Consider the following 23026-nt stretch of genomic DNA (forward strand, 5'->3'; position numbering starts at 1 on the left):
CACTCAGTTCAGACTGGCACGGGTTGGGGTTTTCTCCAGAAGATCGCCCCAATCTGTGCGATATGCCATTTCGGCCAGAACGGTTTCTGGTAGGAATTCTTGGTTCTGCCGGATCTGCCAGCCGCCACCCAATCCCTTGTAAACCGCAACCAGATTGCTGGACACCTGCTGGCGGGCCTGAATCAGATTGGCTTGTGATCGCAACAGGGCTGTTTGGGTGTTCAGGATACGCGAATAGCTTGCGATACCGTCCCGATACTGGTCGATGGCGATATCAGCCGCTTTGCGCGAAGCCGCGACGCTTTTTTCATAGAAGCCAACTTGCTTGCGAGATTGGGCATAGGCCACCATGGCGCTTTCAACCTCGGAATAGGCGGTCAGGACAGTGTTCTGGTAATTGGCGATCAACGCCTGATAGGCCGCATCCTGCGCGCGGACGTTGTTTTTGATCCGGCCATAGTTCAGCACGTTCCAGACCACACCGGCATTCGCGAGCCCGGTGTTGCTGCCTGCTGAAAACAGATCTTGCCCGCCCGAGGCTTGCAGGCCAATAGCACCTGACAGGATAAATTGCGGATAAAGGTCGGCCAAAGCGATCCCGACCTGCGCTGATTGCGTGGCCGCTTCCAACTCGGCTGCGCGAACGTCTGGGCGGCGGCGCAGAAGCTCGGCGGGGACACCGACGGACACATTCGTACGCGCAGAGGGGATCCGCCCGGAATTGCCTAGTAGGCTGGTCATGCGGGACGGCGTGGTTCCCAACAGCACGGCCAAAGCATTTTTGGCCTGTTGTAGATCACTTTCAATCTCTGGCACCAAGGCCTTGGTATTATTCAACAGGGCCGTGGATTCCTGTACGTCCAGCTCGGTTGTCACGCCATTTTCAAATCGCAATTGGGTCAGGTCCGCTGATTCCTGTTGCAGCTTGATGTTGTCGCGCGCCACGGCTAGCGACTCCTGCAAGGCGCGAATGTTGACATAAAGCGCCGCAACATCGCCGGTCAGGGTGACAAGCGCGTCGTCATAGTTGGCCACTTGCAGCGCCAGATTGGATCGCGCGGCCTGAACGCCACGACGTTGCTGGCCCCACACGTCCAGTTCCCATTGGGCATCAAAGCCGACCTGCGAGGTCGAAAACTCGGTGTCCAACGGAATGATCCGGCGGATATCGGAAATCGGTCCGAGGTTGTCGCTGACCTGACGGCGTTCAATGGATGCACCGATGGCCTGCGATTGGGGATAGAGCTCGCCGAACGCGATGCCCAACTGCGCGCGCGCTTGCAAGACGCGGGCACCGGCGACCTGCAGGTCAAGGTTCTGGGCGTAGGCCTCGGCGATCAATTTATTGAGGGTGGGGTCGTTGAAGGTCTGCCACCATTTCACCACCGGAGCGCTGCGCGAGGTCAGACCGCTTTGACCAGTGCTTGGGGTGTTGACCTCAATCCACTGCTTCACGACCGGAGAGCTTGGGCGCACGAAGTCTGGGCCAACTGGCGCACAACCGACCAGAAGGGCGGCGCATAGGGCTGTACCCATCAGTCGGCGGTAAAGTCTGGCCCGGGTCATCATTTGCGTCCTTAAATATCCAGTGGTCGAATGAAGTTGGCGAAGGAATAGAGACGAATGTTGATCCGCCTTAGGAACTCAAAGCTTTTGCCCTGACCGGTATAAATCGCCACGGCCGCGTGACCACCGGCAGGGAAGGTGTGCCCGTCCGGGATATCGACCGAGATTTGCACGGCAATGCGTCCGGGCAGTTTTGGCAGCTCAAACCCCGGCAGGCGGCCAGACGGCAAGTACTGACCTTGTCGGGTTGCCCACCAGATTGCCTCGACCTTGCCGGTCAGGATTTCACCCGGATACAGATCAAGGGCTACCTCAACGGGTTGGCCGACCTCGACAAATTTCAGGTTCTGCTGACGGTAGGTTGCAAGAATGTAAGGGTTATCCTTGGTGACAAAGCTGGCAATGGCGCCCAGGCGAATATCGCCGACGACCAGACCGGGACGGGCTTGTTGGGACACGATCATGCCGTCTTCGGGGGCGTAGATTGTTGTGTTGTCCAGGAAGTACTGGGCCTTGTCTAATTGCGCCTGCGCCTGAAGGATGCCGGTGTTCACGCCGTCAATCTGGGAATCCAGCGCCAGTTGCGCCTTTTCCAGATTGGCCGTGGCCTCTTTGACCTGAGCCTGATCCTCGGTCACCTGTTCGTTCCAGCGATCCAGCTCGTCCTGACGCGCACCACCTGCGGGTACAAGATTTTCGTATCGGGCTTGCTGCGTCTGTGCGTAGGCAAGTTGAGCGTTGGCACGCTCAATGGCTTCCCCTGCGGCAATGACGTCCTGTTCAAGGATCTTGGCGTTCTGCTCGGCCGCGACCAGTTGCGCTGTGGCTTCCTCAACTTCAAGCGCGAACACAGTATCGTCGAACCGATACAGTGGATCGCCCTTTGTGACTTCGGTATTTGGCTCGACCAGTACCTCAGTCAATATCGTCGGTTCGGTCAGCCGTGGGACGATCTGGATGGTCGAGCGGACCACGTGGCTGTCGATAGAGAACGGCTGAAAGAACCGAAGGGCGACAAGGAAGATCAACAGCAGGTGCGCACCGACCCAGAAGGATACGATGCCCCACATGATGTTGAACTTCAGCCACTGGAACTTGAAGAAAATAAGCCAGACGAAAATGATGTAGAAAAGCGTAATGCCGAGGGCGACAAACATATTTTGTAGTTTCCTTTGGCCTTAGCTCTTTTGCGTCTCTTCCGGATCCAGCGGGTCACGGTATTCTTCCGTCAACTCACCACCCAAGCGCTTGATTTCTTTGCGAACCGCCTCACGCTCATCATCGGGCATACGGCGGATATCGACCACCGTTCCATCGTGGAACGCCCAGATGAAGGCATGGACCCAGGGTACGATGGCGAGAAACCCCATCCATCCCATGATCTTTATCGCCTCGGCATGAGGGTGGTTGCGTTTAATTGCGATGCGGCCGGGCAATCCCATCACGAATAGAAACAGCGCCATGACGGCGGCCAGCAGCAAGATCAACGCAACAAATGTCAGGTAGTCATAGTAGCCAAGCGGCTGCCCAAGTAACCCCATCTTCGTGCCTCCGTTCGGGAAGGTTTTCCCATCCTCAATTGTTGGAGCCCAGTTCGTCAATCACTTTGTAGGTGGTTGGCGGGTCAGCGCAAATGCCAGGACCACATTCAAGCAGTGTCGAGCCGGCGTTCAGAACAGCCAAACCAAACATGACAAAAAAGGCTGTTTTGGCCAGTGTGCTTCCGCCAAACCGCGGCTGCTCCGAAGTGTCGTCAGCGTATTGGCGATCAAACAGCAGCATAACCGCGGTGCCCAACAGGATCAGGAAAAAGCAAATGGCCGCCCACGTATAGTAGTGCAGCCCTAACACGGGCGAGCCGTAATGACCCGTGCCGGGAACGATATGCAGAAGGATCTGGCGGACAGAAACGCTGCCGCCATAAAGCGCTGCGATTAACATCAAAGAATAGTGCTGCGGCCGCGCGCCGTATAGCAGGTTCAACCCCAGCCCAACGCCCACGGCGACAAAGCCGACGCGCTGCAGCAGGCAAAGCGGGCAGGGCAGTTCGTAAAGCGTCAGTTGGTAAACAAAGGCCAAAAGCAGCACCAGACTGACGGCCAGCATGCCCATGGCGTTCAGGGTTCGGGACAGTTCTGGTGTCATCACCGTCCCCTACAACTGGATGGTCAATTGGCTGGTGGCGTGGAATTTCAGCCAGTACACACTCAACGCCAGCGTGAAGAAAAACAGCGCATTGGCTGCCGTTGTTTGTTGAAAATAATTCAGCCCCATGGTGGCTGTAAGTAACGCAAATAAAAGCGCTATCATGGCCCGGTTCTCCCCTTCCGTGCAACGACCGCAATATCGCGATACTGTCAGGCACTGGGAGGTCTGGCAAGAAAACTCTTACCCAGTTCACCTTTTAGGAGAACTGCTTAGGGGGCTATTGGCACACGCGAAGGTCGGTCTTCCACGCCTGACACCTCTTGCTTAGGCGGTCCGTCAGAGGCCGGTCCGTGTAGAACGTGTCGATCTCAGCCAATGAAGTGATACGCGCGGGGGCTGCACGCTGAAACTTTGAATGATCGGCCACAAGAAAGGTGCGCCGTGTCTGGGCCAGGATCGTTTGGCTGACCTGGACCTCTTGAAAATCGAAATCCAGTAGGTCGCCATCGGCATCAAGTGCCGAGCAGCCGATGACCGCATAGTCGAATTTGAAGTGCCGGATGGTTGCGACCGTCAGATTGCCGACCAGCCCGCCATCCGATCTGCGCAGGACACCACCCGCGACGACGATTTCGCAATCGGTGTTCTCGGCCAGAATATTGGCGACATTCATGTTGTTTGTGACGACCATCAGGTTCTTGTGGTTCACCAATTGGCGCGCAACCGCCTCGGTCGAGGTCCCGATATTCATGAAAACCGACGCGCCGTCCGGGATGTCTAGGGCGCAGGCCGACGCAATGTGCGCCTTGGCCTCATCGTTCAGGGCCCGGCGATCCTCATAGCCAATATTGGAAACGCCTGAGCGAATGACGGCCCCGCCATGAACCCGGTCCAGCTTCCCCAGATCCGCCAGCTCAGACAGGTCGCGGCGAATGGTCTGAACCGTGACCCCGAACTGAGCGGCCAGGTCATCCACCATCACACGGCCATCCTGTCTGGCGATGTTCAGAATGTCTGACTGACGAAAGGAAAGGGACATGGTCGGCTCCGAAACGGTGTGTGTTCGTTTTTGTTCTAATTTCGAAGGGTTTCCAAGAGATCTGATCGACCACACACTTGAAACACTTCGATTTGTGGTGATAAAACGAAAATAAACGAAAGTAAACGTTGACGAAACGCGCGTTCATCGGGTTAATGAGCCCGGTTTTTCAAACAAAGAGAATCATCCGGACATGGAACGGCACACGGACAAGGTCACGGACCTTTTCATCATTGGTGGTGGGATTAACGGGTGCGGAATAGCGCGCGATGCGGCCGGGCGCGGATTGTCCGTGACATTGGCCGAGATGAACGATCTTGCCTCGGCGACGTCTTCGGCCTCGACCAAGCTGTTTCATGGCGGCCTGCGGTATCTGGAGTACTTTGAATTCCGTCTGGTGCGCGAGGCGTTGATCGAGCGTGAAACCCTGCTGCGGGCAATGCCGCATATCAGCTGGCCGATGCGGTTCGTGTTGCCGTATCACAAGGATATGCGGTTCGATTCTGAAACGCCGACATCGCGACTTCTCAGCACAGTAATGCCTTGGATGAAGGGACGGCGCCCGGCGTGGTTGATCCGTCTGGGCCTGTTTATGTATGACCATCTTGGGGGGCGCAAAATCCTGCCGGGGACAAGCTCACTGGATTTGCAAAGCGCGCCGGAAGGCAGGCCGCTGCAGGACAAGTTTCACACAGGCTACGAGTATTCCGATTGTTGGATTGAGGATTCACGGCTGGTTGTGCTGAATGCCCGCGATGCCGAGGCACGTGGGGCGAATATTCTGGTGCGGACCGAAGTTCTGGCGGCCAAACGCGTCGATGATCTGTGGGAAATTACCATCCGCGATAAGCACAGCGGCGACACGCAGACGGTGCAGGCTAAAATGTTAATCAACGCAGGTGGACCTTGGGTTGGGGACATCATCCAGACCAAGATCCACATCAACTCTCGTGAAGGTGTGCGATTGGTGCGCGGCAGCCATATCGTGACGCCTAAGCTTTATGATCACGACAAGTGCTATTTCTTCCAAGGTGAAGACGGGCGCATCATTTTCTCCATTCCGTATGAGCGCGATTTTACGCTGATCGGCACAACGGATCAGGATCACCCAGACCCAGCAGAGCCCCCGACCTGTACGGAGACAGAGCAGGACTATCTGTGCGCGTTTGCCTCGAAGTATTTCCAAAAACCGGTTACGCGCGATGACATCGCGTGGACCTATTCCGGTGTGCGTCCGCTGTATGACGACGGGGCCAGCAGCGCCACCGCGGCAACGCGGGATTATACACTAAAAGTTGACGCGCAGGGTGGGGCGCCAGTGCTGAATGTCTTTGGCGGCAAGATCACCACCTATCGGCGTCTTGCCGAGAGTGCGATGGACAAAGTGTCAGAGCATTTCCCCGATCTTCCCGGCCCCTGGACTGCAGGCGTTTCGCTTCCGGGCGGCGATTTTCCAGTTGGTGGCGTACCGGATTTGGTCGAGGCACTGTCGGCCGACTACCCGTTTCTGGATCGTGTCTGGGCGCAACGACTGGTTCGCGCCTATGGCACTGAGGCCAAGACAATTTTGAGCGATGCCAAGTCCGCATCGGATCTGGGCGAGGACTTCGGCGCGACGCTAACCGCACGGGAATTGGCGTGGCTGATGGACAAAGAATATGCGCGCACGGCTGAAGATGTTGTTTGGCGCCGAAACAAGATGGGCCTGCGGTTAAGTGCCGAGCAAATCGCCGGCATTCAAGGCTGGATGGATCGCAAAACCGAACCCGTCGTAGTGAACGCCTGACCAAAAAAGTAAAAGCCCCGCCAGTTTGGCGGGGCTTTTGTTTTGGATCACGCGGCCTCTTCTGATGAGCCCGGATCATCCTTGGTTCCCTTGATCCATTCCCGCATCCCTTGCAGCAAGGCGTATAGGACCGGCACTAGGATCACGCCGACCAAAGTGGCTGCCAGCATCCCGCCGAACACGGCGACACCGATGGCCTTCTGACTGGCGGCACCCGCGCCGCTGGCCGCCAGAAGCGGCACAACACCCAACAGGAAGGACAGGGCCGTCATCATTACCGCACGGAAACGCTGATAAGCGGCCTCGGCTGCGGCGTCTTTGACCGACAACCCCTTGGCGCGTTGTTCCATCGCGAATTCAACGATCAGAATGCCGTTCTTTGAGGCCAGCCCCACAAGCATGATCATCCCGATCTGCGTATAGAGGTTGATGTCGCTGCCCACGATGGCCACGGCCGCCACCGCCCCGAACAAGGCGACGATCACCGATAGCAGGATCGACACGGGCAAGGTCCAACTCTCGTATTGCCCCACAAGGAAGAGGTAGCCGAACAGGATCGCCAGCCCGAGGATGACGACCACCAGACCACCGGTCGCCAATTGCTGTTGTGCAGTACCGGTCCATTCAAAAGCATAGCCCGGGGGCAGGGCAGTCGTGGATTCCTCGGTCATGACATTAATCGCGTCACCGGTGGATAACCCAGGGGCCGGAACCGCCGTTACGGTCGCCGAACGGAACAGGTTGTGACGTTTCAGCAAGACCGGACCCAGTACGTTTTCGACATCGATGAGCGTACCCAACGGCACCATCTCACCCTTGGTCGATCGCACATACAGGTTCGCGATATCGTCGACATTATCACGATATGAACCGTCGGCCTGGATCATCACGCGATACACACGTCCGAACAGGTTGAAGTCGTTCACATAGTATGACCCCAACTGCGCCTGCATCGTCTGGAACACCTCGGCCACGGACACTTGCAGCGTCTTGGCCTTTTCGCGGTCCAGATCCACGAACAACTGAGGAACGTTGGCCCGGAAAGTGGTATAGGCCTGACCGATTTCAGGACGTTGGTTAGCCGCATAGACGAACGACCCAACCGCCGAGGCCAGATCCTGAGGCGTACCGCCTCCGGTCTGCTGCACCTCCATCTCGACGCCAGCCGAGTTGCCCAAGCCTTGAATGGGTGGTGGGTTGAACGCGATGATCGATGCAGCGGATTCACCATAGGCTATCGCCAGTACTTTCTGCAGGATCGCGTCAGCGCTCAGGTCATCCTCTTTCCGTTCATCCCAGTTGTCGAGGTTCACAAAGATCGCGGCGCCGTTTGTCGTTGTGCCGTTCAGGATCGAGAAGCCGTTGATCAGAACTGTGCTTGCGACGCCGGGGATCTGTTGGATCTGTGTGTCGACACGTGCAGTGACCGCTTCGGTCCGTTCCAACGTCGCAGCGTCTGGCAGTTGCACATCCACGAACAGATATCCGTTGTCTTCAAGTGGAAGGAAGCCGCTTGAGGTGTTGGACATGATTGTGCCCGTACCCATGGCCAGCGCCACGATGATGCCCAGACCAACGATAGGCAGGATCAGTAGTTTCCGGACTATGGCGACATAGCCACTGCGAACACCACCGATGAAGTTCTCGAACACTGCCAACAGCCCTTTGGGTGGGCCGGATCGCGCCTTCAACACCAACCCGCACAACGCAGGCGACAGCGTCAACGCGTTGATCGACGAGATCACAACAGCGGTCGAGATCGTCACAGCGAACTGCGAATAAAGCCGCCCCGAGATGCCGGGCATAAAGGTGACGGGTACGAACACCGCCAACAGAACCAGCGTTGTCGCAATCACCGGACCGGTGATCTGCCCCATGGCTTTGCGCGTCGCCTCGGCAGGGGGAAGGCCTTCGTCTGCGATAATCCGTTCGACGTTTTCAACCACAACAATCGCGTCATCAACCACGATGCCGATGGCCAGCACCAAAGCGAACAATGAGATCGTGTTCAGCGACATGCCAAACAGCAGCAGGAACGCAAAGGTCCCGATCAACGAGACGGGGATCGCAACCGCTGGAATGATCGTCGCGCGCCAGCTTCCAAGGAAAACAAACACCACCGAAATCACAAGGATGAAGGTCAAGATCAGGGTCGTGACCACGTCATTCAGCGACTGATTTACAAAGTCCGTCGTGTTGAATGGAACAGCGTATTCCACATCCGTCGGGAAGGTACGTGACAACCGCTCAAGCTCGGCCTCTACTCGGTCCGACACGGCCAGCGCGTTCGCGCCAGGGGCCTGGTAGATACCGATTACCGTCGCCGGGACACTGTCAAAATAGCCCGAGGCCGCATAGTACTCCGCGCCCAGCTCGACCCGCGCGATGTCCTTGACCCGTACGATTGAACCGGCATCCCCAGTCCGGATGACAATGTCGCCGAACTCTGCGGCCGAGGTTAGGCGGCCCTTGGTTTTGATCGTGTATTGAAAGGTCTGCCCTTCCGGGACCGGAGGAGCGCCGATAGAACCGGCCGAAACTTCGACGTTTTGTTCCCGAATTGCATTGATCACGTCACCGGGTGTGATGGACAAAGCAGCCATCTGATCCGGGTCCATCCAGATCCGCATGGCGTATTCAAGATTGGTCAGAACGTCGGCTTTACCCACACCCTGAACACGCGCCAGCGCGTCCTTCAGGTTGATCGAAGCATAGTTTGATAGAAAGACACTGTCATACGTCTCATTCGGTGAGGTCAGCGTCACCAGCAACAGCATGTTGGTGGATGCTTTTTGTGTGACCACACCTGACGAGGTTACCTCGGAGGGCAGGGATGACATGGCCTGAGCCACTCGGTTCTGCACGTTGACTGAGGCGATATCCGGGTCAGTGCCTACTTCGAATGTGACGTTCAGCGAATAGGATCCGTTGTCTGCCGAAGTCGACGTCATGTAGATCATGTCGTCTACACCGTTGACCTGCGCCTCGATCGGGGCGGCGACGGTGTTTTCCACGGTTTCGGCGTTGGCGCCAGTGTAGGTGGTCGTCACGCTGACCACCGGTGGCGTAATGTCCGGGAACTGAGCGACCGGCAGAACCAAATAGCCGATGCCGCCCATGATCGTCAGGACAAGCGAAATAACAAGCGCCAGCTTGGGCCGGCTAATGAACAGGGCTGAGAACATCCGTTATTCTCCCGGCTGTTCAGAGGCGACGACGGCATCCACCGCAACGCCCGGGCGAACCCGCTGCAGGCCCTCAACGATCACGCTTTCACCTTCGCGCAGACCATCTGTCACAATAATCGCGGTCCCAACCACGTCGCCAGTTGTGATATAGCGCTGTTCGACCATCTGCTTGTCATTCACCACCAGCACGAACTCGCCGCGCTGATCGCGTTGCAATGCGGCCTGAGGGACCAGCACCTGAAGGGTGGGCTCCAGTGCTTCGATCTGAACGCTCAGAAATTGTCCGTCGATGATGAACCGGTCCGCGTTGGGGAACTCGGCACGCATAGTAATTGCGCCTGTCAGCGGGTCGATGCGGTTATCTACAAAAACGATCTCGCCTGTTTCGTCCAGCTTGGTTCCGTTGGGTAAGGTGAGGTGCACATTCGGGCTTTTGTTGCTTTCAGCCAGTGAAGCTGCGCTCTCTCCAACCTGTTCGAGGACCGAGGTGAATTGTTTTTCGTTCAGCGAGAAATTTACATAGATAGGGGCTTCGCTTACCAGGTTGACGAGCGGGGGGTTTGTTGGTCCGACAACGTCACCTACGCTGGTTTCTACGCGCCCAATCCGCCCGTCAAACGGCGCGTGGATTTCGGTATAGCTCAGGTCCAACTCTGCTTGTTGGATGGCAGCGTGAGCGGCCTTGACCTCGGCCTCGGCGACCAGTTCATTGGCGCGGGCGATGTCACGCTCGGACTCCGGGGTGGCATCGCGTTTGTACAGCTCTTCCTTTCGGGCCAGATCGACCTTGGCAAGCTCCAGATTGGCCTCGGCCCGGTCCAGATCGGCTTTCCGGGCCTCCAGGGTCGCCTCATAAAGATCGGGTTCGATGGTGAACAACAGGTCGTCTTTTTTGACAAGCGCACCGTCTTCCACATCCTGAGTTTCAAGAAAGCCGTTCACGCGGGCGACAATATCCACCTTGTTAATGGCCTCGGCGCGCCCGATGAACACGGCCTCATCGGTAATTTCTTCAGTATAGGCCGCTGCAATAGACACTTTCGGCGGCGGCGCGTCGCTTTGATCCTGGGCCAGCGCCGTGAACGAGGCGCCCAAACTGGTCAGTGCCGCGATGGCCAAGACCGGACCTCTGTGTCGAAAAAATGAATTCTTTAATGCAAGGGACATGGCGGGCGCCTCATTAGACCTAAGGATATTGCGCCGGGGCAGCTCTGTTGCCTCGACGAGTCGTGCTGATTTCTTGGCAGGATGGCCGTTTTGGAACTTTATCTCAAGCTTCTTGAATGCGTCAGCTGGGTGGTGTGCCCGGAAATTATTCCGGTTTCAGGCGGACTTACGCCAAGATCCTATGGAGTTTTGGCGCCTAATCCCGGTTTTTGCCCCATTTCAAATGAAAACGGAGGCCAAATGGCCTCCGTAACAATGGTGTTGTGATCCAAAACATCAGTCGCGCTGTCCAGCGAACCTGGATTGCCATTCTTCGCGCTGTTCGTCGGTGATCTTGGCGAACAGAACGTCTGGTACCGTGAATTCGTGACCGGCGGGCAGGGCGTCCAGCGCGGCTGCGACATCGTCAGGCCAACTGGTGTCCAATGTGTTCATTGCGCTCAGCATCTTGGCCGAGGCTTCAGGGATGAACGGTGCGCTGAGTACGGCGTAGAGGCGGATCAGGTTCAGGCCCAGACGTACCTGAGCGGCGGCCTGTTCAGGGTCTTCCTTGAAGGTCGACCACGGGGCAGCAGCTTGCAGGTATTCGTTGCCCGCAACCCAGATCGCACGCAGTTCCTGCGCGGATTTGCGAACCTCCATCGCCTCCATATGCGTTTCATAGGCGTGGACGCGTTTGGTCAGTTCATCAATCAACGCGTGTTCGCGATCGCCAAAAGCGCCACCTTCAGGAACTGCCTCACCAAACTTTGAGCGGCAGAACTTTGTAATGCGGCTGACAAAGTTACCCAGAACATCCGCCAGGTCCTTGTTCACCGACTGTTGGAAGTTCTCCCATGTGAATTCGCTGTCGCTGCTTTCTGGTGCATGGCTCAGCAGCCACCAGCGCCAATAATCGGCTGGCAGGATTTCCAGCGCCTGATCCATGAACACACCACGGCCTTGGCTGGTCGAGAACTGACCACCATCGTAGTTCAGGTAATTGAACGACTTGATGTAGTCGACAAGCTTCCAACGTTCAGATGACCCAGATTCTTCGTTGTACGTATTGGTGCCCAAAATTGTCGCCGGGAAGGAAAGGGTGTGGAAAGGCACATTGTCCTTGCCCATGAACTGGACATAACGGACATCATCCGCCCCTTTGTCGGTGCGCCACCAGCGCTCCCAGTCGGCCTCGGTCCTGCCGTTGGCATTCGCCCATTCCTTCGCGCAGGCGATGTATTCGATCGGCGCGTCGAACCAGACGTAGAAGACTTTGCCCTCCATGCCGGGCCAGTCCTGATCGCCCTTCTTGACCGGTACACCCCAGTCCAGATCGCGGGTGATGCCGCGATCCTGAAGACCGTCGCCGTCATGCAGCCATTTCTTGGCAATCGAGGTTGTCAGGATTGGCCAGTCGCTTTTGCTGTCGATCCATGCATCCAGCTGATCTTTCATCGCTGATTGACGCAGGTACAGGTGTTTGGTCTCGCGCACCTCCAGATCAGTTGAACCGGAAATGGCCGAGCGCGGCTCGATCAGATCGGTCGGGTCCAACTGTTTGGTACAGTTTTCACACTGGTCGCCCCGCGCGCGCTCATATCCGCAATTGGGGCAGGTGCCTTCGATATAGCGGTCAGGAAGAAAGCGGCCATCGGCGTTGGAATAGACCTGTTTTTCGCCGACTTCGCGGATCAGCCCAGCATCGTCCAGCTTCCCGGCAAAATGCTGGGTCAGCGTCTTGTTCTGCTCGCTGGACGAGCGGCCAAAATGATCGAAGCTCATGCCAAAACGCTTGGCGATATCGGCCTGAACTTCGTACATGTCCGCGCAGTATTCAGCCACTGGCTTGCCCGCTTTCGCTGCGGCCAGCTCGGCGGGTGTGCCGTGTTCGTCGGTGGCGCACAGGAACATGACCTCGTTCCCCCGGCCACGCAGGTAGCGCGCGTACAGATCAGCCGGCAATTGCGAGCCGATCAGGTTACCGAGGTGCTTGATCCCGTTGATGTAAGGGATCGCTGAGGTGATGAGAATTCGAGCCATGTTCCGTTTCCGCGTACTGTCTGCGCGCCCGTCTACATTATGTTACCGGCCAGCAAAACCCCGGCTTTGGTTCGGACGTCATTTTAGGCACGGGTCGCCGGAAAAATCGGACTGAGTTGCAGCCTTGGATTGCGTCGTCTTCATCGCATGCAATACCCCAGAGTTGTAAATTGGAATCACAAACTCTTGAATTTTCACAATGAGTTCCCATCTATCATGTATACCACAGTATACAATAACGAGGGCAAACAACTGATGTTCGACTTTCTGCTCGAGGGTGCATTTGCGCCCTTCACTTTGGCGCTTGCGCTTCTGTTCGGCCTGCTTGTGCTGGAACTGATCGCATTGGTCCTGGGTGGAAGCCTTATGGCGGGCGAGGGCGAGGTTGATCTGGACGTTGTTGACGCCCCGGATCTCGATGTTGGTGATTTCGATCTGGATATCGATGCCGATGTCGACCTAGGTGACTTTGAGCTGGCCGAGGTCGAAGCGGACGCGCCTGGCGCGGCCCCTTCGGGACCCTTGGCGTGGCTTGGGATCGGCAAAGTGCCGTTCATGATCTGGCTGGTTGTTCTGCTGGCGGGTTTTGGCCTGTCCGGTATGGGCCTGCAGTTGGCGCTGCGCGATCTGCTTGGCTTCGACCTGCCTGCCTGGATGGCCGCGATCCCTGCCGGTGCCTTTGGTCTTTGGTTTGCACGTGGCTTTGGCGGGGTCTTTGCCCGCTTGCTGCCCAAAACCGAGACCGAGGCAATGTCCGAACGGATGCTTGCTCGCCGCCGGGGCGTAATCACCCAAGGCACCGCTTCGCGCGGACGCCCGGCTGAGGTGCGTGTCATGGACCGCTTTGGCAACGCCCACTACCTGCGCGCTGAGCCGCTGCAGGACAAAGACGCGCTGAAGCAAGGCACCGATGTGCTGGTGCTGCGCGACCGACGGCGCGACCGGTTCGTTCTGGTCGGCATGTCTGAATAACCAAAATTTCTAACCCCATCACGGAGGATTTTGCATGGAACTTGAATTCCTAGCCGTCATAGTTGTGACCATTCTGGCAGTAGTTTTGTTTATCGGCCTTGTGCTTGGCCGTCTCTATAAACGCGCGACCCGAGAGATCAGCCTGGTGAAAACCGGTGCTGGCGGTAAGAAAGTCATCATGGATGGTGGCGTTATCGTCGTGCCGTTGCTGCACGAAGTCAGCCCAGTCAACATGAAAACCCTACGCCTTGAGGTTCAGCGCAGCGGCGAGGCCGCTCTGATCACCAAAGACCGGATGCGTGTCGACGTGGGCGTCGAGTTCTACGTCTCGGTCATGGCGACAGAAGAGGGCATCGCACGCGCAGCCCAAACACTGGGCGACCGTACATTCGACGTCGAACAGCTGCGGGAAATGATCGAAGGCAAATTGATCGACGGTCTGCGCGCTGTTGCGGCCCAGATGACGATGGACGGTCTGCACGAAAACCGCGCTGACTTTGTGCAAGAAGTGCAGAATGCGGTGTCCGAAGACCTGCTGAAGAACGGTTTGTCTTTGGAATCTGTCTCGTTGACCGCGTTGGACCAGACGCCGTTTGAGGCTCTGGACGAAAACAACGCCTTTAACGCTGTGGGTATGCGCAAATTGGCCGAGGTGATTGCGACCTCAAAGAAAGAGCGCGCGCAGATTGATGCCGATGCCGAGGTCGAGGTACGTCGGGCAGCGATGGAAGCTCAGCGTCAGAAGCTGTTGATCGAAAAGGACGAAGAGCAGGCGCGCATCGAGCAGACGCAACAGATCGAAACGCTGCGTGTGGCGCAAGAGGCCGAGGTTGCAGCCCGGACCGAAGACTCGGTACGCGAAACGGAACGGGCACGGATCGCCCGTGAAGAAGCCATTCGCGCCGCAGACATCGAGCGTGAGCGTAAAATCCGCGAGGCCGAGATCTCGAAAGAGCGTGAGCTGGAAGTGGCTGAACAAGAGCGTCAGATCATCATCGCGCAGAAATCCGAAGAGGAAAGCCGCGCGCGTGCATCAGCCGATCTGGCCCGCGCTGAGGCGACCAAGGCGACCGAAGCCGTGGCTACCGCGCAAAAGGTTGCCGAGGCCGAGCGTATCAAGCAGATCGCTCTGATTGAAGCCACGCGTGAAGCTGAACGTCAGGCGACGGCGATCCGACTGGCTGCGCAAGCTGACAAAGAAGCCGCTGCTGACCGCGCCGAAGCCCGCCGTGAAGAGGCCCAGGCCGAAGCAGATGCACTGAACATCCGTGCCGAGGCCAAGAAGAACGACATGCTGGCCGAAGCCGAAGGTAAGCGTGCGATCGTCGAGGCAGACAACGTGCTGTCAGTGGATCAGATCCGCATGAAGGTTGATCTGGCACGCATTGAAACCATGCCGTCGATTATTGCGGAGATGGTCAAACCGGCTGAGAAGATCGACTCGATCAAGATCCATCAGGTCGGCGGTATCGGTGGCGCCAATGGCGGCGGCGCATCGAACGGTGACAAGCCGGTCGTCAATCAGGCGCTGGACTCGATCATGGGAATGGCGGTGCAGATGCCGGCGCTCAAGAAGCTGGGTGAAGAGCTTGGCTTGTCGATGGAAAACGGTGTCGGCGGTGTCGTCAACGGTGCGCTTGAATCAACGGTCGAACCTGCCGAAGAGGGCGGCGTGATCGAAGAAGGATCGCGGACTGAACACTAATCGAAAGGGGCCGGGGTTTTCCCGGCCCTTTTTTATTTCCTTTCACGCGACCGTTTCAGCAGACGACCAATCGTGAAAGATGTGCGTGGCGCGTAGACATAGTTTGTCCGCTCTTCGGGCGTCGGGCGTGAGCGCATTCGGGCCAGGCCAAAGATGATCAGGAAAACATGGCCGATGGCCACAAATGCAAATAGCGCTCCGGGTCCGAACTGCTGAATCAGTGTCGATGAGATATAGGGCGAGGCTATCGCACCCAAAGCGAACCAGAACATGAGTGCCGCGGAAAGCTCGACCCGTTCTTCTGCCGTTGCAAAGTCATTCGCATGAGCGGAAGAGACCGAGAAGATCGGGAAGGTTGTCAGGCCAAAGAATACGGCAGCCAGCATGACGCCTACCGTTCCTGTTCCGCTGGCCGCCATTGTGACACCGCTGCTGACGACCGCAGCAACGGACAGCCAGATCAGCACCCAGCGTCTGTCATATTTGTCGGCCAGCCAGCCAACCGGGTACTGCGCCAGTGCGCCACCCAATACGAATGACGCCAGGAAGAATGCGATCTGGTCCACGTCCAGCCCAACTTCCTGACCGTAGACCGGACCAACCATCCGAAACGACGCAGAGCTGAGCGCCGCAACGATCACTCCTGCAACAGCCAAGGGCGAGCTGCGCCAGGCCAGTTTGGGCTTTAGCCGAGGGGCGTCGGGTGTTTTCGGCTGGCTGGCCCGTGTCAACGTCAGCGGCAACAGGGACGCGCAGCACAAAATAGCCAGCAAGTTGTACGACACATAAGACGCAGGCGGCAGAACCGCGATGATCAACTGTGCGCACAGAGACGCGCCCATATCCGCGATGCGATAAGTCCCCATGGCGCGGCCGCGCGTTTCGTTTGTGACCTTGGCGTTCAGCCATGCTTCGATCACCGTATAGGCCCCGGCGACACAGGTTCCGGATGCGACTCGAAGGGCTGCCCAGATGTACGGGTTTTCGGTCAACGTATGCCCAATAAGACCCATCGCACCCAAGGCCGTGCAGACCGCAAAAGCGCGCGAATGTCCGACACTGCCCATTAGGCGGGGGGACCACCAGCAGCCAATGAAGAAGCCAACAAAATGGGCCGAACCCAACATACCGATTTGTCCGGTCGTGAACCCAAGCGTGATGCCGGATATCGCATCCAAAGGACCAACGCCGCCCGTCGAGAGCTGCAGAAGAATGACAGAAAGAAACAGGGCGGCAAAAGAAATGATCGTGCGCATAGTGCGCCCAGCATTACCCCATCAGCGAGCGTTGCGCGTGATAATTCGACCTCTGCGCGTCGTTTTTTGTCCTTTGGGTGTCAGGCCTTGCGGGTCAACTCGGCCCGGATGTTCAAAGACACGGTATCGGCGACCAGATCGGGATAACCAGAGGCGCCGAATTCGTGACGGTTCAACGCGCCCGACAGTCGAATTGACAATGCGTTCAGATCATCAGCCTCGGATCCGGGTTGACGGTACAGATTGGCTTGCAGGGTCACCGGGCGTGTGACTCCGCGCACAGTCAGGTCTCCGGTGATAGTTGCGCCTTCGGAAATGCGGCCTGTTGGGCCAAGCTGAATTCGGGTGGATTTGAACGTTATGGTCGGAAATTCCTGCGCGTTCAGAACGCTTTTGCTTAGCATCGGGCCGCGGGCAAAGGGCAAGCCGGTGCGCGCCGCGGCTACATTCAGCACGACGGTGACACGGCTGTTTTGTAACTGATCCGTGTCGACCCGAATATCTGCTGATTGGATCGGCATCGTGCCTGACTGCGCAACCCCCGAAAGCATGAAGGAAAATCCGACGGACGTTCCGGCTCGAGACAATTCATATTGGACCAACGCAGCATGAGTTGGCCGTGCCAACGGAAGGCTCGCCAGACCCGCAATCAGAAAGCGCCGCGTCAATGATCTCATGCCAAAACCTCTTGTCTGTGGGCGCGCGAGCGGCTGAGCAGAAACAGCAGAATTCCGATGTTCAGGCCGTTCCATAGAATGCCGTTTACGAAAGCCAGTTGGTAATTGCCGGTAACGTCATAAATCCAGCCGGACATCCATCCCCCCAGCGCCATGCCCATGATCGTCATCATCATGACAAACCCCACGCGCGCGCCGGCCTCTCGCGGGGGCATATATTCGCGCACGATAAGGGCATAGCCGGGAACGATGCCGCCTTGTGACAGGCCAAAAAGCAGGCTGATCAGGTAGAGTGAGACCATCCCGTCATAAGGCAAGAACAGGAACAGTGCGAGGCATTGAAGAACCGAGCCGATCAGAACCGTCAGAACGCCGCCAAGTTGATCGGCGGCCATGCCTGATATTACTCGGCTGATCACACCTCCGAACAGCATCAGGGACAACATCTCGGCGCCGACTGTGGGTCCGTAACCCAGCCCGACGCAATAGGACACGATATGCACCTGAGGCATCGACATCGCGACACAGCACGAAATACCGGCCAGACCGAGGATGTATTGAAGTGCCCGGGGGGAAATACCAACGCTGCGCGCCTTGATTTGTGCGGCAGATGCTGCGGTGCTGTGCGCCTCGGCCGGGACCTGTCGACGCAACAGTAGGGACAGGGGGATAACGACCAGCAACGTTATGACAGCCAGCGTCAGGTAGACCTGTTGCCAGCCATCGCGTGTGAGTATGCCGGACAGCAAGGTCGGCCAGATGGCCCCGGACAGATAGTTTCCGCTTGCCACCAGACCCACGGCGATCCCGCGGCGTTTCATGAACCAGTGCGAGATGTCAGCGATCAATGGTCCAAAGCCGATGGATGCCCCGAGGCCCAATAGAAGATGTGCGACGGACAACATCACAATATTGGGCGCCAGTGTCGCCAACAGATAGCTGGTGGCGCTGAGGATTGCGGCCCCGATCAGGGCCTTGGTCACGCCCAGCCGATCCACCAACTGCCCCATCCAAAAATTGCCAAGGGCGAATCCGATCATGGCCAATGTGTAAGGCATCGCGGCCTCGGCACGTCCGGCGTTGAATTGGGTTTCGATGGCGGGCATCACAACGATGACGGCCCACATTCCCACATTGGCCACGGTTGCGATGATCAAAGTGATCGCAAGTCGCAGCCAGGAGTATCGGCTATCGTGGATCGCGTGGCTCATCCTGAAACGCTAGGGCTCGGCCCTTGCTTTGGCCAGTCACAAACCCCGTGAGGGGGGCGTGATCACACGGGTGTGTCTTCTGTGGCGATCTGTTGCAGGTGCAAACCGGCTCGCGGTTTGGTCTGCGTGGCATGCCAGCTGACCGGGGGCAGGGCGCGGGCGCGGCGGCGGGTTAGGGTCCAGCGCCGGGCCTCTGCCTGATGGTTTGCGGCCATGTGCCAGCGCGTCTCTACCCCCTGTGCACCACCGTCACCAGGGGTCAGCAGCATCCCAAGCGGAGCCCGCCCCATCGCACCACCCTGTTCTGCGGCCAGATGCATGCGCCGCACTGGCGTCAGCCCCGGCGCGCCCGGCAGATCACCGACAACCAGAGGCATGGCCGCGCTGCGCAGCGCCTCTTCTACGCACCACAGCAGGTCTTCGGACCGGGTCGGGCGCACAAAGATGAACCGGGCGGGGTCGGCAAAGGCCATCATGCCATCGGGATTAAGCTGGCCGGGCTCCCATGCGGGCGCGATCCACAGCACCGGCCCCTGCATCTGCCCCGCCAGCCACATGGCAAAGCTGCGCCGGGCGGGGCCGCAAGCCTCGTGCACGCGGGCCAGTTGCAGTCTGATCTGCGGATGAAGATCTATCCCCGGCACCTCACGTGCGGGTTTGCGGCCAAGAAGATGTGTAGACATGCTGTCAGGTTAGCATGTTCTTGTTTTGTTCTCAATTGTGGAATTGCGACAACGGACGTCTTAACGCGACAAAAGCAGGCGGCCATTGGCGAACTGGATATTCGAGAACCGATGCAGGTAATCCATACCCAGCAAGGATTTGTCCAATTCCCCTTCGTTTACCCAGGCCGAGATATTCTGGTCCGTGATCGGCCCCAATGCCAGCGTGTCCAGGCGCACCGGCGCGGTACGCACAACGCCATTGGCCGTATTTGCCCGGCCGAAATAATTCAACTGATCGGGATCAATCCCAACACGTTCGGCATCCCGCGAGCTTAGAACAATCTGGCTTGCGCCAGTGTCCACCAGAAAGGTGATCGGTTCTCCGTTCACATCAATGGGCAGATAATAGTGTCCGTCGGAGGCGCGCGGAACCTCTATGGTCTGGCCGGTGACAGTCATTTGCGGGGCAGGGCCAACAGTGGTGCGGATGTCTTCCCACAGGCCGACAACGGCAATGACACCGATAAAGATAAAGACCCACGCCAAAGCCTGTTGCAGCGTTTTGTTCAAAGACTGGCGGTTTTGCGCGACAAACCACGCCACAACGGCCGTACCAAGCACGGCCAGATATACCAAACGTCCAATGTTGTCGCCGTCCATAGCGCTCCTCACCATATTCACTGAAAGATATATGGGGTTTTACGACGCAAATCCAAAGGCCTTGAGGCCGTCCAGGATGAATTGAACCGACAACGCCGCCAGCAGCATCCCCAACAGCCGCGTCAATACGTTCAGGCCGGTTTTGCCCAGCAAGCGCGCAATCAGGCCGCCGGACAGGAAGAAGGTCAAAACCACGGCCATGACGGCCAGCATGACGATACAGGCCTCGACAATGCCAAGAATACCCGGGTGCTGTCCGGCCAGCAGGATAATCGTCGCAATTGATCCGGGACCGGCGACCAGCGGAATGGCCAGCGGGAACACGGACGGGTCGTGGTGTTCCTCTTCTTCCTCGACTCGGTCTTCACGGCGTTTGGTTCGTCGTTCGAACAGCATGTCCAATGCTGTAAGGAACAACAACGCGCCCCCGGCGACCTTGAAGGCCTCCATCGAGATACCGACAAAACCCAGCACCGCTTCGCCAAAGGCGGCAAAGGCAATGAGTATGCCAGAGGCCACGGCACAGGTGCGATAGGCGGTCCGGCGACGGGCGCGGGCGTCCATGTCCTGAGTTAAAGCCACAAAAATCGGCGCGGTGCCAAAGGGGTCAATCACCACGAACAGAGTGGTGAAGGCAGTGATGAAAAAGGCGAGGTCGATCATTTGCCGGCACCTTGTTGGAGGTCTAACAGAACGGCCACAGCTTTTTCCGCCAGATTGCTTGGAACATAGACGTGGTCGTGGTGATACCCCGCGACCATGTTTGCCGGAATGTCACTTTGGGCAAGAGCATCGGACACAGCGGCAGTCAAGCCAACGCCTTCCAGTGAGGAATGAACCCGCAGGGTGATGCACTTCATACTGATGGCGCCAGCGGGTGCCGCGTCGATCGGCACGACGAGGGACAGGCCTTCGGCCTCCATGCAACTGGCCCGCGTCCCTTCGGGCCAGGCTTTGTCATGCGGCCAAACGACAAAGGCAAATTCCCCGTCGTGAAGTTCAGGGCGCATGCCTGCGATCATGGCAGTCGTTTCGACTACGGGTTTCGTCATGTCGCTTCGGCCTTTTCCAGGCGTTCGGCCGCGACGACCCAAAGCGCCTCGGCTTTTTGCATGGCTTCGACCACTTCGGCAAATTTCCGGTTCCACGTTGCAAGATCGTTTTTCCTGTCGTCCTCGTAAAGCGCAGGATCTGCCAGTTTGGCCGACAATTTATCGTGCATATCCGTTAGCTTCTCGATCCGGTCCTCGCATTTGCGAAGGTCCGCCCGCAGGTTCAGTACTGCCTCGCGCGAAGGGCGCTTGGGCTTGATCACCGGCGGTTTCTCTTTGGCCGGTTTGTCGCGTCCCAGCAGCATGGTGCGATAGGTCTCGAGATCTCCCTCGAAGGGTTTTACCGTTCCGTCCGAGACCAGCCACAGATGGTCCGCGACCAGCGACAATAGGTGCATATCGTGGCTGACCAGAACCACCGCACCGGAATAGGCGGTCAACGCCTCGACCAATGCCTCACGGCTTTCGATATCCAGGTGGTTGGTCGGCTCGTCCAGGATCAACATATGCGGCGCGTCGATGGTGGCGATCAGCAGAGACAGGCGTGCCTTTTGGCCGCCCGATAGACGACCAACTTTAGTTTCAGCCTGATCCGCGTTCAGCCCGAACCCCGCCAGACGCGACCGCCACTTGCCCGGCGCCTCGTTCGGGCGCAGGCGTCGCAGATGGTCCAGCGGCGTTTCGTCCACATAAAGCTCATCCACCTGATGCTGCGCAAAATAACCAATACGCAGCTTGTTGCTGCGGGTCATCTTGCCCGCCATCAGGGGCAGGCGGTCGGACAGCAGCTTGGACAGGGTCGACTTGCCCTGACCGTTCTTGCCCAGCAGCGCGATCCGGTCATCCTGGTCAATACGCAGGTTCAAGCGGCGCAGCACCTCGGTTTCACCATAGCCCGTCACGCCGCCTTCAATCTGAATGATCGGCGGGGACAGCTCTTCCGGCTCTGGGAAGGAGAACGCGCGCAGAGCGGCCTCTTGAGGGGTTGAAACCAGCTGAATGCGCTCGATCATTTTCAAGCGTGACTGGGCCTGAACTGCCTTGGATGCCTTGTAACGGAAGCGATCCACGAAACTCTGCAGATGGGCGATCCGGGCTTTGGCTTTCACGTTCTCGGATTCCGCCTGTGCCAGCCGTTCAGCGCGGCGTTCGGCGAATTTGTCATAAGGAACCGCGTAGTAGGTCAGCTTGCGGTCTTCCAAATGCAGGATCGAACCCACCGCGCGGTTCAGCAACCCGCGGTCGTGGCTGATGATGATGACGGTGTGCGGATATTTGGCCAAATAGCTCTCCAGCCACAGCGCACCTTCGAGGTCCAGATAGTTTGTCGGTTCGTCCAGCAGCAGCAGATCGGGCTGTGAAAACAGTACCGCCGCCAGGGCCACGCGCATCCGCCAGCCGCCCGAGAAGTCGGAGCAGGGGCGCAACTGGTCGTCATCATCAAACCCAAGACCTTTGAGGATCGAGGCCGCGCGCGCCTCGGCAGACCAGGCGTCGATATCTACCAGACGGGTCTGAATTTCGGCGATACGTGTGGGATCCGTCGCGGTGTCGGCCTCGTCCATCAGCGCACTGCGCTCAGTATCGGCCGCCAGAACCGTGTTGATCAGCGACACATCCGAGGAGGGCACCTCTTGCGCCACTCCGCCAATCCGCGCGCGCTTCGGGACATTGATATTGCCTGACTCCAGCGCCAATTCGCCCCGGATCAGTCGGAACAGGGTTGTCTTCCCCGTGCCGTTCCGTCCCACAAGGCCTACCTTGTGGCCGTCGGGAATAGTCGCACTGGCCCCATCGAACAGGGGGCGGCCTTCAACCGCGTAGGTTATGTCTTGAATCCGTAGCATGACGCGCTCTTAGCAGAGCCTTGGTGCCGCCGCCAGCAGCTTGATATGTTCAATATCCAAGCAAT

The 23026-nt window shown here is 58.0% G+C and carries 20 protein-coding genes; 3 read left to right on the forward strand and 17 right to left on the reverse strand.

Features of this window, described 5'->3' with window-relative positions; genetic code table 11:
- Window positions 1-3: 3 nt before the first annotated feature.
- The 6 genes from AC2FI8_RS00950 to AC2FI8_RS00975 form a co-directional block, all read right to left on the reverse strand.
- Window positions 4-1566, reverse strand: a complete 1563-nt coding sequence (locus tag AC2FI8_RS00950; protein WP_496776524.1) for an efflux transporter outer membrane subunit — start codon at window positions 1564-1566, stop codon at window positions 4-6.
- 11 nt (window positions 1567-1577) lie between these two features.
- Entirely contained in the window at window positions 1578-2723 is a 1146-nt protein-coding gene (locus AC2FI8_RS00955) for an HlyD family secretion protein (RefSeq protein WP_058273814.1), read from the reverse strand.
- Between the two features lie 21 nt (window positions 2724-2744).
- Entirely contained in the window at window positions 2745-3107 is a 363-nt protein-coding gene (locus AC2FI8_RS00960) for a DUF3302 domain-containing protein (RefSeq protein ID WP_113788976.1), read from the reverse strand.
- A 34-nt stretch (window positions 3108-3141) separates the two neighbouring features.
- Complete coding sequence (locus AC2FI8_RS00965; protein ID WP_496776526.1) at window positions 3142-3711, reverse strand: disulfide bond formation protein B; 570 nt, start codon at window positions 3709-3711, stop codon at window positions 3142-3144.
- A 9-nt stretch (window positions 3712-3720) separates the two neighbouring features.
- On the reverse strand, window positions 3721-3876 hold the full coding sequence (locus tag AC2FI8_RS00970; RefSeq protein WP_496766643.1) for a DUF5993 family protein: 156 nt from the start codon (window positions 3874-3876) through the stop codon (window positions 3721-3723).
- A gap of 115 nt (window positions 3877-3991) precedes the next feature.
- Window positions 3992-4753: a DeoR/GlpR family DNA-binding transcription regulator gene (locus AC2FI8_RS00975; RefSeq protein ID WP_496776528.1), complete on the reverse strand. Its 762-nt coding sequence runs from the start codon at window positions 4751-4753 to the stop codon at window positions 3992-3994.
- Between the two features lie 193 nt (window positions 4754-4946).
- On the opposite strand from AC2FI8_RS00975, the gene glpD reads away from it, so the two are divergent.
- Window positions 4947-6539, forward strand: a complete 1593-nt coding sequence (gene glpD, locus AC2FI8_RS00980; protein ID WP_496776530.1) for a glycerol-3-phosphate dehydrogenase — start codon at window positions 4947-4949, stop codon at window positions 6537-6539.
- Between the two features lie 47 nt (window positions 6540-6586).
- On the opposite strand, the gene AC2FI8_RS00985 is transcribed toward glpD, so the two are convergent.
- The 3 genes from AC2FI8_RS00985 to metG form a co-directional block, all read right to left on the reverse strand.
- Window positions 6587-9724, reverse strand: a complete 3138-nt coding sequence (locus AC2FI8_RS00985) for an efflux RND transporter permease subunit (RefSeq protein ID WP_496722400.1) — start codon at window positions 9722-9724, stop codon at window positions 6587-6589.
- A gap of 3 nt (window positions 9725-9727) precedes the next feature.
- The gene (locus AC2FI8_RS00990; protein ID WP_496722403.1) at window positions 9728-10894 is read right to left on the reverse strand and encodes an efflux RND transporter periplasmic adaptor subunit; all 1167 of its coding nucleotides are present in this window, start codon (window positions 10892-10894) and stop codon (window positions 9728-9730) included.
- A gap of 276 nt (window positions 10895-11170) precedes the next feature.
- Window positions 11171-12916 (reverse strand): methionine--tRNA ligase, encoded by a 1746-nt coding sequence (gene metG, locus AC2FI8_RS00995; protein WP_496776532.1) that lies wholly within the window; start codon window positions 12914-12916, stop codon window positions 11171-11173.
- A 216-nt stretch (window positions 12917-13132) separates the two neighbouring features.
- Between metG and AC2FI8_RS01000 the strand changes: the two genes are divergently transcribed.
- Window positions 13133-13888, forward strand: coding sequence for an OB-fold-containig protein (locus AC2FI8_RS01000; RefSeq protein ID WP_496766629.1), 756 nt, complete (start codon window positions 13133-13135; stop codon window positions 13886-13888).
- Between the two features lie 34 nt (window positions 13889-13922).
- Window positions 13923-15593 carry a flotillin family protein gene (locus tag AC2FI8_RS01005; protein ID WP_496766627.1) on the forward strand — a complete coding sequence of 557 codons (1671 nt, stop codon included), beginning with the start codon at window positions 13923-13925 and terminating at the stop codon, window positions 15591-15593.
- 32 nt (window positions 15594-15625) lie between these two features.
- Here the strand turns inward: AC2FI8_RS01005 and AC2FI8_RS01010 are convergent, their stop codons facing one another.
- The 8 genes from AC2FI8_RS01010 to AC2FI8_RS01045 all read right to left on the reverse strand — a co-directional run bounded on the left by AC2FI8_RS01010 (window position 15626) and on the right by AC2FI8_RS01045 (window position 22961).
- Window positions 15626-16849, reverse strand: a complete 1224-nt coding sequence (locus AC2FI8_RS01010) for an MFS transporter (RefSeq protein WP_496766625.1) — start codon at window positions 16847-16849, stop codon at window positions 15626-15628.
- An 80-nt stretch (window positions 16850-16929) separates the two neighbouring features.
- Window positions 16930-17526 (reverse strand): YceI family protein, encoded by a 597-nt coding sequence (locus AC2FI8_RS01015; RefSeq protein ID WP_496766622.1) that lies wholly within the window; start codon window positions 17524-17526, stop codon window positions 16930-16932.
- Complete coding sequence (locus tag AC2FI8_RS01020; RefSeq protein WP_496722415.1) at window positions 17523-18737, reverse strand: MFS transporter; 1215 nt, start codon at window positions 18735-18737, stop codon at window positions 17523-17525. Before AC2FI8_RS01020 ends, AC2FI8_RS01015 begins: the two co-directional genes overlap by 4 nt.
- A 62-nt stretch (window positions 18738-18799) precedes the next feature.
- Window positions 18800-19420 (reverse strand): ImuA family protein, encoded by a 621-nt coding sequence (locus AC2FI8_RS01025; RefSeq protein WP_496720082.1) that lies wholly within the window; start codon window positions 19418-19420, stop codon window positions 18800-18802.
- Between the two features lie 60 nt (window positions 19421-19480).
- On the reverse strand, window positions 19481-20062 hold the full coding sequence (locus tag AC2FI8_RS01030) for a retropepsin-like aspartic protease family protein (RefSeq protein WP_058273802.1): 582 nt from the start codon (window positions 20060-20062) through the stop codon (window positions 19481-19483).
- 39 nt (window positions 20063-20101) lie between these two features.
- Complete coding sequence (locus AC2FI8_RS01035) at window positions 20102-20725, reverse strand: MarC family protein (RefSeq protein ID WP_058273801.1); 624 nt, start codon at window positions 20723-20725, stop codon at window positions 20102-20104.
- Complete coding sequence (locus AC2FI8_RS01040; RefSeq protein WP_496776534.1) at window positions 20722-21114, reverse strand: ACT domain-containing protein; 393 nt, start codon at window positions 21112-21114, stop codon at window positions 20722-20724. The genes AC2FI8_RS01035 and AC2FI8_RS01040 overlap by 4 nt, the downstream gene beginning before the upstream one ends.
- On the reverse strand, window positions 21111-22961 hold the full coding sequence (locus tag AC2FI8_RS01045; protein ID WP_496776536.1) for an ABC-F family ATP-binding cassette domain-containing protein: 1851 nt from the start codon (window positions 22959-22961) through the stop codon (window positions 21111-21113). Before AC2FI8_RS01045 ends, AC2FI8_RS01040 begins: the two co-directional genes overlap by 4 nt.
- Between the last annotated feature and the right edge of the window lie 65 nt (window positions 22962-23026).

It is taken from the genome of Ruegeria sp. CDSB029 (assembly GCF_059611125.1).